Origin of the sequence: Pseudomonas bubulae (assembly GCF_900618535.1) — a bacterium.
Classification (GTDB): domain Bacteria; phylum Pseudomonadota; class Gammaproteobacteria; order Pseudomonadales; family Pseudomonadaceae; genus Aquipseudomonas; species Aquipseudomonas bubulae.
In genome coordinates, this window is the sequence record NZ_UYJA01000003.1 from 25,738 (window position 1) to 36,721 (window position 10,984).

The 10,984-nt window shown below is 56.0% G+C and carries 8 protein-coding genes and 2 tRNA genes; 5 read left to right on the top strand and 5 right to left on the bottom strand.

The window, feature by feature from the left end; all coding sequences use genetic code 11:
* Window positions 1–5: 5 nt before the first annotated feature.
* Together PPTH39_RS10995 and PPTH39_RS11000 are read right to left on the bottom strand one after the other, a co-directional pair.
* Window positions 6–704, bottom strand: a complete 699-nt coding sequence (locus tag PPTH39_RS10995; RefSeq protein ID WP_095019673.1) for a fimbrial biogenesis chaperone — start codon at window positions 702–704, stop codon at window positions 6–8.
* 75 nt (window positions 705–779) lie between these two features.
* The gene (locus PPTH39_RS11000; RefSeq protein ID WP_095019672.1) at window positions 780–1,361 is read right to left on the bottom strand and encodes a fimbrial protein; all 582 of its coding nucleotides are present in this window, start codon (window positions 1,359–1,361) and stop codon (window positions 780–782) included.
* A gap of 281 nt (window positions 1,362–1,642) precedes the next feature.
* Here PPTH39_RS11000 and PPTH39_RS11005 point away from each other — a divergent pair, with 281 nt between their 5' ends.
* The 4 genes from PPTH39_RS11005 (at window position 1,643) to PPTH39_RS11020 (ending at window position 7,076) form a co-directional block, all read left to right on the top strand.
* Window positions 1,643–4,897: a hybrid sensor histidine kinase/response regulator gene (locus tag PPTH39_RS11005; protein ID WP_130871971.1), complete on the top strand. Its 3,255-nt coding sequence runs from the start codon at window positions 1,643–1,645 to the stop codon at window positions 4,895–4,897.
* 102 nt (window positions 4,898–4,999) lie between these two features.
* On the top strand, window positions 5,000–6,400 hold the full coding sequence (locus tag PPTH39_RS11010; protein ID WP_095019670.1) for an FAD-binding oxidoreductase: 1,401 nt from the start codon (window positions 5,000–5,002) through the stop codon (window positions 6,398–6,400).
* A 99-nt stretch (window positions 6,401–6,499) separates the two neighbouring features.
* Window positions 6,500–6,575, top strand: a tRNA-Phe gene (locus PPTH39_RS11015).
* Between the two features lie 156 nt (window positions 6,576–6,731).
* The gene (locus tag PPTH39_RS11020; protein ID WP_095019690.1) at window positions 6,732–7,076 is read left to right on the top strand and encodes a cupin; all 345 of its coding nucleotides are present in this window, start codon (window positions 6,732–6,734) and stop codon (window positions 7,074–7,076) included.
* Window positions 7,077–7,151: 75 nt separating this feature from the next.
* Here the strand turns inward: PPTH39_RS11020 and PPTH39_RS11025 are convergent, their stop codons facing one another.
* Both PPTH39_RS11025 and PPTH39_RS11030 read right to left on the bottom strand, forming a co-directional pair.
* Window positions 7,152–8,516 (bottom strand): glycosyltransferase family 39 protein, encoded by a 1,365-nt coding sequence (locus PPTH39_RS11025; RefSeq protein ID WP_130871972.1) that lies wholly within the window; start codon window positions 8,514–8,516, stop codon window positions 7,152–7,154.
* 351 nt (window positions 8,517–8,867) lie between these two features.
* Window positions 8,868–8,944 (bottom strand) — tRNA-Met (locus tag PPTH39_RS11030).
* A gap of 172 nt (window positions 8,945–9,116) precedes the next feature.
* Between PPTH39_RS11030 and PPTH39_RS11035 the strand changes: the two genes are divergently transcribed.
* On the top strand, window positions 9,117–10,334 hold the full coding sequence (locus tag PPTH39_RS11035) for an MFS transporter (protein ID WP_095003198.1): 1,218 nt from the start codon (window positions 9,117–9,119) through the stop codon (window positions 10,332–10,334).
* Between the two features lie 80 nt (window positions 10,335–10,414).
* Here the strand turns inward: PPTH39_RS11035 and PPTH39_RS11040 are convergent, their stop codons facing one another.
* Window positions 10,415–10,939, bottom strand: a complete 525-nt coding sequence (locus PPTH39_RS11040) for an RNA polymerase sigma factor (RefSeq protein WP_095019668.1) — start codon at window positions 10,937–10,939, stop codon at window positions 10,415–10,417.
* Window positions 10,940–10,984 lie beyond the last annotated feature (45 nt).

The following is a 10,984-nucleotide window of genomic DNA, read 5'->3' on the forward strand; positions in this document are numbered from 1 at the left end:
AGTGATCAATGTGGGGTAACGGGTGCGGCCTTGACTGTGCTGCCGTACTCGTTGATGTAGCTAAGTTCTAGGCTGTCGCTGTTTTTCAGCGCTATCGGAGTGGTGACGGTGCTGCCGGGCTTGATAACCTCGGGCATGCCTTTGCTGGCGCTGTTGTTGACCAGCAACTCACTGACCACTACGTTGTAGCCTGACGGGTTATGCACCGCCAATTTCCCGCCTTCGGTCCGCCACTGAAGTTTTTCAACAGCTTCGGGCAATGTGCCCTTGAGGTTGGCAGGGCGATAAAACAGTTTGATCGTGGTCTTGAGTGCTATTTGCAGCACGTTCTGGTTACGCTGTTCCTCGCTCTTGGCCGGGATGGCTTTGACATTGAGCAAAAACAGACTTTCTTTGTCATCGGGCAGGTTCTGAGCGTTGGTGGCAATGATGCGCAGAAGGTTCTGGCCCTTGGCATCCAGGCGAAACAACGGCGGTGTGACAATAAACTCATCGGCGCTGGCGTCGCGGTCATCGAACGGGCTGACCCACGACTGCACGAGATACGGCACACCGTCATCACCCGAGTTTGAGAGTGCAAGGTTGGCTTCTTTCTCCTTGCTTTGATACACAACGCGCGTAGAACCCACGTTGACGCCTGCATGAACCTGGGGCAGCCAGAAGCTTGCTGCCAGTGCCAAAAAGGCTGCAACTTTTAAACGCATTAAGATGTCCTCTGGTTAACGCCAGAGCTCGCGATCAATCGCTATCAACCGCGAGCTCTTCGTTAAATGCATAAATTACTTGTAGGTAACGTCGAAACTGGCCAATGCATTGACTTTACCGGTGCCGATGCCACGCACACCCGGGGTCTCACCCGAAGCTGCGGTGTCGGCAACCAGGCGAACATAGGATGCGGTGAAGTCGAAGGTGTTGGACTGCGGACGCAGAACGTAATCGTTGCTGGCCGTGTTAAGTGGCAACTTGTTACCGGTGCGCGCGTCGTTGATCTGGATACCAACGCCGGGTACCTGGTTGTCACCGGTCATGCCCAGCACGGTTGCATCAGTGCCAGCTTGTTGGCCGCTGAATTTGATGGAGGCGTTTTTCAGGGTCGAGCCGCTGCAGTTTTCCAGCGAGATCGAAAATGGTGTGGCGCCAGCAGTGGCGACAGCCCCTACAGTGTTAGGGAAGTCGGCAATACGGACCTGGCCCATATCAACCGCTTTTTTAACGCTTTCGCTGTTGATGGTGCATGCGTTGTCGTTGATAGTGCCGGTGAATTCAACCTGACCATCAGCCGCTTGAGCGGTAGCAGCAGCCATTACGATCAGCAGCGAAGAGCCACAAAGCGCGGTGTATTTGCCAAATTTATGAAACATGAGAGAAGCCCTCTACAAACCAATGATGTGTGATTTCCATTATTTAATGCCCCCCCTGCCAACGGCTCGCCGCGGCAGGTGATGCAAAGGATGCAATTGCCAGAGGAGAATCCCCATCAGACAATTCCTGTTCGGCTTGCTCAGGCCATTTCGAGGGCGCAGAAGTGGCGGCTCAAGGCTCGTGGCGAGCGCAGTGGGGGCTGGCGGATAGTGCAATGTGTAACCCTTTGGCTAGCAACAGGCTTGCCTATTTCCTCCCAGGTCATCGACGGCGCTAAATCATGAAGCAAGCTAAGGTACGTCTCGGTGCGCTGGCACTGAGCTCACTCAGACTTAACAAACTATTGCTCCTGCTCACCGGGTTTGCCCTGCTGCTGGTGAGCATGAGCTATTGGGCGGTTAATCGAGTGCTGAAGGAGGAGGGCGAGAAGACGGATTTTCATTTCGCGCGGCTGATGGAAAGCATTCATGAGCATGAGACCTTTTTGCGTATTGCCGTTCAAAGCTACAGTCAGGCCAATGAAAACCTGCTGATAGATAGCCAACCGCACTCGCACGAGGTACTGATCCGTCAGGGCGATGAGCGCTTGTTCCAGAACCGTGACACGGCCAAGTCATTGCCCTTTACGGTGAGCCAGCGAGACAAGTTCACCCATGCCGAAATGCAGGGCGTCTACTCGCTCGGTGTGCAGTTGACCGACCTTTTCACGGCTTACTGGTCCGATTCCCACTATGTGGCGCCGCAGGTATTTGTTTTTTCCCCCAGCGATCAATTCACTATTGCGGTGCCCGGTATTGAGGGCACGCGGCAGTCCCCCCTGTTGCTCAAAAGCAACTTTTTCGATGTGACCAAACGTTTGTACGATGAACTTATGGTGCATCGCCATGCCCTTGGCAGTGATGAGCTGATCTGGATAAAAGCTCCGCAGGACCTGATTCAAAAGCGCAAGTACATTGTCGGCGCCGTCGGGCTGAATCTGTCGCGCAACTTCATGCCACCTGGGGCTGAAGCCAATGACCTGGTGATCCTGAACGCGTTACTGGACGTCAGCGATATCGGTGATCTGGAGCGCTTGCTGATGCACCCCACCAACAGCCGTTTGACCTTGATCTCGCCTGCCGGCGATGTATTGCTGGGGGACGCCGGGGATGTCGAGGATCTGCCCCTGGGCTTGAGCATTACCCGCGATGGTCTGCGCTTCAAGCTGAGTTCGGGCGGGGCCACGCCCTGGGTCGGGTTGTACGCGATCAGTTATCAGAACTTCTTTGGCTATGCCAAATGGCCTTTGGCCGGCGCGGCGGGCCTGCTGGTGTTGTTTGGGCTGATCGGCTGGCGCTTCAACCGCTGGTACCGCAAGCAAATCATCGAACCTGCCCAGCGTGCCAGCCAGTCCCTGGCCGAGAGCGAAGAATTCAATCGGGCCATGCTCGACAGCGCACCCGTGGGATTGTGCGTGGTCGAGCGCAGCACGGGAGAGATCCTGCTGGAAAACCAGAGGGCGCATGAGTGGCAGGGTACCCCTGAACTGATTGCCCTGCTGAAGCGCGATTATGGTGAGCACGAACTGGGAGAGGTCCAGTTGGAAGTCGCGGGGCGCTATCTGCAGGCCTGTTTTGTCTTTACCCGTTACAAGGGCAAGAACGTGGTGCTCTGTGGTTTCAACGACGTCACCCGGCATGTGGATGACGCCAACCTGATGGAGCAGGAGCGGCGTTCGGCTGACGAAGCGAGCAAAGCCAAAACTCTGTTTCTGGCAACCATGAGCCATGAAATTCGTACGCCTCTATACGGGGTACTGGGCAATCTTGAACTGCTGGGCCTTACGTCTCTGAATGAGCGCCAGCGTGAATACCTGCAGACCATTCAGCGGTCGTCTACGGTGTTGTTTCAGTTGATCAGTGATGTGCTGGACGTCTCCAAGATCGAGTCCGGGCAAATGGCTGTCGAGGCCAAGTCCTTCTGTCCGCTGGACTTGTTTGAAGACTGTGTGCGCAGTTATTCAGCCGCGGCGAGCAATAAGGGCTTGAAGATTTTTGCCTGTGCCGACGCGCAGTTGCCGCCATTGTTGAGTGGCGATGCGGTACGTATTCGGCAAATCATCAATAATTTGCTGAGTAACGCAATCAAGTTCACCGACACCGGCTGGGTTGTCTTCAGGCTCAAGGTGATAGGCATCGAACAAGGGCAGGCCGCGTTGCAGTGGCAGGTTTCCGATACCGGCGTGGGGATCAGCGAAGGGCAACTGACGCGCCTGTTCAAGCCCTTTTCCCAGGTGGGTGGCAGCGAACGTGCAGGCGGTGCGGGGCTGGGCCTGTCCATTTGTGCGAGCTTGAGCGAGATGATGGGCGCGAATTTGCGGGTGGTCAGTGAACCGGGGCTTGGCAGCAGCTTTTCGTTGCATATGAGCTTACCGGTTATCGCCGGCTCACTGGGTAGTTGTGCCGATATCGACCTTGAGGGGGTCCGTGTTTACGTGCGCGCTGCGCGCAATGATATAGGGCAGATCCTGGCAGACTGGTTAAACCATTGGGGCGCTCGCGCCCAGGTTATGCCGGCAGCGCTTCCTCCCGACTACCCTGCAATCCTGCTGGATCTGGACCCTGACCAACCGCTGACAGTGCCCTGGCAAGGTGAGCGGCTGCTGGCGACCGAGTCGGGGGGCAGCCAGCCGCAAAGAACTGCCCGTGGCTGGGAGGTCAATGCCTATGATATTCGCGCCATTGGCAGAACGCTGATGCAGATCGCCCATGGGGCTGTCCCCCAGGCGTCCGCCAGTGTGGTGCCCTATGCCGCAAACCTGGAATTGAACGTTCTGGTCGCCGAGGATAACCCCGTCAATCAGGAGATCCTCAGGGAGCAGTTGGAAGCCCTGGGGGTTCGGGTCACGCTGGCAGACGATGGTGAACAAGCCCTGTCGCGCTGGAAGGAAGCGTCGTTTGATCTGGTGATCACCGACGTCAATATGCCCAGACTCGATGGCTATCAGCTGACGCGCCGCTTGCGTGAGCTTGACCCGCGGGTGCCGATTATTGGTGTGACCGCCAATGCCCTGCGTGAAGAAGGGGAGCGCTGCCTGGAAGCGGGAATGAATGTATGGCTGGTCAAGCCCCTGAGCCTGACCACATTGCGCCAGACCTTGTCCGCCTTGTGCGCAGCGCCTGCCGAGCTGCCTGTTGGCGTCCATGATGCCCCCGATGCACCCCTGCAGACGGATAATCTGCAAGACTGGATCAGCCTTTCGCCAGCCATGCATCGGCTGTTTATCGCCACCATGCAGGAGGATCTGGCGCAGGCTCAGCTGGCGTTGCAGCAGGGCAATACCTCGAAACTAATCAGTTATGTGCACCGGATGCACGGTTCTTTTGCCACGGTGGGCGCTGTCAATTTGGCTGAGGCCTGCAATCAGTGCGAAATTGCCTTGTTGCGTGAGCCCTTGAACCCGGCCTCCGTCGCGGCCAATGAGGTGTTGCTCGAACGTTTGCGCAGGGTGGTCGCAAGGCTGGTTGACGGGGCGTTATATCCCGGCAGCCAGTAACGTTACGGCCACGTTCAGCGGGCTTGCGGATCTGCCGGTGATCACAGTGGCCGTTTGTTGTACCTTGGAATCGTCCCTCCCAACAATAATATGGACGTTTCCATGGCCTCTAACCCTGCATTTCACGCTTCTCCCATGCCCACCCTGCTCGATGCCCTGCGCGAGCTGCTCGGTGAGCGCCTGAGCACTGGCCGAGCCGAGTGCGAGCAACACGGCCGAGGTGAGTCATACCACCCGACCTTGCCGCCGGACGCGGTGTGTTACGCCGAGTCCACGGCCGAGGTGGCGGCCATCGTCAAACTCTGCGCAGCGCAGCGAGTGCCCATCATTGCCTTTGGTGGTGGCACTTCACTGGAAGGCCATGTAGGCGCTACCCGGGGCGGGGTCTGTATCGACCTGAGCCGCATGCAGCGAATCATCGCCGTGCGCCCGGATGATCTGGATGTCACTGTGGAGGCCGGGGTAACCCGCATGCAGCTGAATGCCGAACTGCGTACCACCGGGCTGTTCTTTCCGGTCGACCCGGGCGGTGAAAGTACCCTGGGGGGCATGGCAGCGACCCGCGCTTCAGGGACCAATGCGGTGCGTTACGGGACCATGCGCGAAAACGTGTTGAACCTGACCGTGGTGCTGGCTGACGGCCAGGTGATCAAGACCGGTGGGCGGGCGCGAAAATCATCCGCTGGCTACGACCTCACGCGCTTGTTTGTCGGCTCGGAAGGCACGCTGGGGATCATCACCGAAGTCACCCTGCGCCTTTACGGTATTCCGGAAACCACCTGCGCGGCGGTGTGTACCTTCCCGACGATAGCGGCGGCGGTCAGTTCGGTGGTGTCGATCATTCAATATGGCATTCCAGTGTCACGGGTCGAATTGCTCGATGCGCGCACGGTGCAGGCGGTCAACCGTTTCTCGCACATGGGCCTGGTTGAAACGCCGACGCTGTTTTTCGAGTTCGCCGGTTCCCCGGCCAGTGTGGCGGAGCAGGTGGAACTGACCCGGGAGATTGTTGAAAGCAATGGTGCATTGGGTTTTCAGGCGGCTGGCGATGCTGATGCGCGCAATGCCCTGTGGCGTGCCCGGCACAGTGTCCACTATGCAATGCAGTCCATGCGGCCGAATGGTCGGATCTGGAGTACGGATGTCTGCGTACCGATTTCGGCGCTGACCCGGTGCATTGCCGAAACGGCTGAAGATGTGGCCAGGGTTTCATTTTTCGTAGGCATGGTCGGGCATGTCGGGGATGGCAACTTTCACCTGGGGATGGTGGTCGACCCGGGCAATGCCGCAGAACTGGTTGAAGCCGAAGCGCTCAATGAGCGGGTTGTCGAGCGCGCCATTGCCCTTGAGGGCACTTGCACCGGAGAGCATGGCATTGGTTCGGGAAAGATAAAGTTCATGCCCCTGGAGCATGGCGCCGCACTGGGTGTCATGCACCTGGTCAAGCAGGCTCTCGACCCTCTTGGGCTGATGAACCCGGGGAAAATCCTGCCCCAGGGGTGATATCAGGCCTGGGCGGTGATGTAAGCGCAGGTAATCATTGGTCTTTTTTTTATTTCGTGCTTGACGCCCCGACGGTAAAACACGTTTAATTGCCGCCTTGCCCAGATAGCTCAGTCGGTAGAGCAGGGGATTGAAAATCCCCGTGTCGGCGGTTCGATTCCGTCTCTGGGCACCACAACAGCAAAACCCCTGATGCCTTATGGCTTCGGGGGTTTTTTGTTTTCGGGTGGAGCAAATCTGTTCTGCCTATCCCTTTGTCGCCTCGTCACTCGTTACGCCTTTCAGGGTGTTTACTTTCAATAAGGCTTTGTCTTTTGAAGAGGTGGGTGCGATGAGCAATGAACAGGCAGTACCCGAGACTAAAGGCGTTACGGTCACGTTGCTGGCCACCATCGACCTTGGCCCCGAGATCGAGGGAATGGCAGGGCGCCAGCTTCGCATGCGTAAGGTGACGATTGAGCCGGGGGGCGTTTTCGGGCCGGTTCACAACCATACAGACAGGCCTGGCACCGTCTATATCCTTCACGGGGTTATCACTGACCATAGAAATGGTATCGCCACGGAGTATGGCCCGGGTGTGGGCTGGCCTGAAGACAGGCACACCACGCACTGGCTTGAGAACAGGGGAGTGATTGAGGCGGTGGAGATTTCAGTCGATATCGTCAGGCAAGACTAAGCCCGCATCAGGCGGCTGCTTGATAGTCGCTCACTCGAGCGGAATCCGTAATGGGTGACGTTGTGAGCGCGCGCGTCACCAAAACCAATAAGGCAAGAACTTGGGGGTCGGTTCATTGGCCAATTCCAGATGGTAGGTAATGGCGTTAAAGAAAAACATGTCCAGTACGAGAAAAGTCGCCGCCCCAAAAGAGAATGTCAAAAACTCGCGATGTGGATGTGAATAAAGGCGTGACTCCATCCAAGGGCGAGCCGCGGCAAGAATAATCAAGCCCGTCATTGCACCAAGGTAGTTCGGTTGAACAGGGGACGCCGCAAAGTGACTATAAATAAATGCAAACAGAAGCATCCCGAGGCCAATAACGGGTAGTCTCAAGCAGAACTTCAGCAGTTTGTCTCTGGTGTTGGCGAATCGTTGGCTTCGATCTACAAAGATATAGGCCGCTAACAAGGAAATCGCGGGTGTGATTGAAAGTATGTAACGCGCTTTCTTGGCACTTGGAATTGTCAGCAGTACGACCACGACAAGAAACCAGGCCGAGAGATACAAGAGCATGCTTGTCGACGGTAGAGGCGACGGTGCAAAAAAATCTTTGCCCTTTCTGATGATGACGTTCAAGGCAATAAAAACGGTTACACCGTAGGTCAGCAAGCCGGCAGAGAAGTAGAAGTAATAACGAGGTGCCTGGTTACTGTCAAATCGCCCCAGCCCTTGCTTGACCAATACCTCCTGCAAGAAAGCATGTCCACCTTGTGCGTAGGCAGCCGCTATCAGCAGCAAAAGGGCAGCGCCCAGGACCAGGCCGGCGAGCAGGCAGAACACAACGAGCCTGCGCCATTGCCGGCTCAGCAGGTAATAAGAGGCGACTACACTGGCTGGGACGATCAGGCCAACAGGACCACGGAATGCAAAGCCCAGCGCCAGGGCTGCGAGTATAAGCAGCAATCGGGATGTTTGTTTATGCTCGTCTCCTGCACAGGCCAGATAAAAACATATCACGGTAAAAAGTGCAGGGTATATATCCATTGATAAGGAGTTTACGCCGTCCAGAAATGACCAGGTGAATAGCGCGAACACAACACCATATGCGCCCCATTTCTTTTCCTGCCGTTCACCCAGCTTGTATATGAATACCAGTGTCAAGGCGGCAGCAATACAAAAGGGCGTCGCCAGGGAGAGAAGGGATACTTGGCCAAATGGCAGTGAAATCAGATAAACGAGGAGCGTATGGGTCACTGTGTAGTCGGGATAGGGCTGCAGGTCATCAGAGATTGGAAAAAGCGTCAATCCGTCCTGGAACATATAGTGGGCGAAGTCGACGAAGCGTGTTGTGTAATTGAGCACTGCGGGCCTGTATTGCAGGGCAGCAAATAGGAAAAAAGACATTATAAAAATAACGGAGCAGGGGTATTTAAAAGTGACGTATTTAAGTGCCTTCATATAAGCGGCTCTCCAAAAACGCGCAGGCTAGCATTGTTTTTTTTAGGTAACCCAGATTTAAAAAGTAAATATTTATTATATTAAAAGTGTCAGGGAATAGTGGGGCTACCTGTCCATTTCAGATCATGGGCTGCGAACAGGTGTGAAGCAGACTGATTCGGATCGGTCATGACGTAAGGGGGGGGAGGCGATTTCTGGACGCAGTTGCCAGGTTATTGGCCGAGGGCTCGCAGGATGCGACGGGGAGATTTGGGAGGAGACAATAAGAAACCCCCAGACACAAGAAAGCCCGCACTAGGCGGGCTTCTTGTACTGTCTGCAGACTCATGGAGACTTCTGTAAACAAGCGTTTGGTGGCTACACAGGGACTTGAACCCCGGACCCCAGCATTATGAATGCTATGCTCTAACCAACTGAGCTATGTAGCCGATGGCGCGCATTATTCCCTCGTACGGGGGGTGTGTCAAGCAAATATCTAAAAAAAATCTTCGTTCTATCAATTGCTTAAGGTTTTACGGCGTTTGCATGGAAAGATCTTGTAAAAGAATGGCACATTGACGGATCTGCAAGCGCGCATTCACCTGTCGTACGGAAACCCAAATGGCTCTTAGCAACGCTCAAACAACTACAATCGCGTCCCCTCCAGCCCCTCAGTCAAGCCCATTGGTCATGCGCATTATCGGCGCCGTGGCCCTGGCGCATCTGATCAATGACCTGATCCAGGCCGTACTGCCGTCGATCTATCCGATGCTCAAGGCCAAATATGACCTGACCTTTACTCAGATCGGACTGATAACCCTGACGTTTCAGATGACCGCTTCGCTATTGCAGCCGTGGGTGGGTTACTACACCGACCGTCATCCCAATCCGCTTTTGTTGCCTGCCGGGATGGTTTGCACCCTGATCGGGATTTTGATGTTGTCTCAGGTCGGCAGTTTTCCGCTGATTTTGCTGGCCGCCGCCCTGGTGGGTATTGGCTCTTCTACGTTTCACCCCGAAGCTTCCCGTGTAGCGAGGCTTGCTTCGGGCGGGCGCTACGGGCTTGCGCAATCGACCTTCCAGGTAGGTGGCAATGCCGGCTCGGCCTTTGGCCCGTTGTTGGCTGCGGCCATCATCATTCCCTTCGGTCAGGGTAACGTGGCCTGGTTCGGCCTGTTTGCCCTGTTCGCCGTTGGGCTGCTGTATGTCATCAGTCGCTGGTACCGCAACCATTTGAATCTGTTCAAGCTCAAGGCCGGGCAGCAGGCGACTCATGGGTTGTCGAAGCAGCGGGTACTCGGTGCCCTGGCGGTGCTCGGCTTGCTGGTGTTCTCCAAGTACTTCTACATGGCGAGTCTGACCAGCTACTACACCTTCTTTCTGATCGAAAAGTTCGACGTGTCCGTGTCCACCTCGCAGTTGTACCTGTTCCTGTTCCTGGGCGCAGTTGCGGCGGGCACGTTCTTTGGCGGCCCCATCGGTGACCGTATCGGCCGCAAGGCGGTGATCTGGTTTTCAATTCTCGGGGTGGCGCCGTTTACCTTGCTGCTGCCCTATGCCGACCTGTTCTGGACCAGTGTGCTCAGCGTGATCATCGGTTTTATCCTGGCGTCGGCATTCTCGGCCATTGTGGTGTATGCCCAGGAGCTGGTGCCGGGCAATGTGGGGATGATTGCCGGTATCTTCTTCGGCCTGATGTTCGGTTTTGGCGGGATTGGTGCGGCCTTGCTCGGGCATTTGGCGGACATTCATGGCATCGAGTATGTGTACACCCTGTGCTCTTACCTGCCGTTGTTCGGCGTGCTGGCGATTTTGCTGCCGCGAACGAAAAAAGTCTGAGTCGGTAGTGGGGGCCATTCCCTGGCCTTGCTCCGGGCGTGCCCTCAATCATGGACCCCTCTGAGCATCCGTGGCGGGCACTAGCAGTGGGTGGCCATCTTGAGTTGTTCGCGAGCTCGCGAGATGCGTGAGCGAACTGTCCCTATAGGGATTTCCAGAGCGCTGGCGGTGTCGCGATAACTGCTGCCGCTTTGCACCGATGCATACAACGTGTCGCGCATTTCGATGGGCAGCCGGTTGAAGGCAATCAGCGTGAGCTCAAGCCTGCGGTGAGTCTCAAATTGACCATACAGGTCGGGGCTGTGGTCCTGCTCATGGCACTGCGTCTCGTCGAACTCGCAATGCACCGGCCTTGCGTGCAACCGACGAAAATGATTGCGAATGAGGTTCTGGGCAATGCCGCACATCCATGTGCTGAGCGTTGCCTGGCCGTTGAAGCGTGCTTTGCTGCGCCACGCCTCCAGGCAGGTCAACTGAAAAATATCCTCTGCATCTTCGGGGTTCAGTACGCGCTTGTGGATAAACGCTTTAAGCTTTTTTTGAAGTTCAGTCGACAGATCCAGAAAATCGGGGGCAGGGGGGGAAGCCTTATCAAGGTGATCCATTTTTTATCCTCAGGGTGAGTGCTATCGAAAATGGTTTCGACAAGG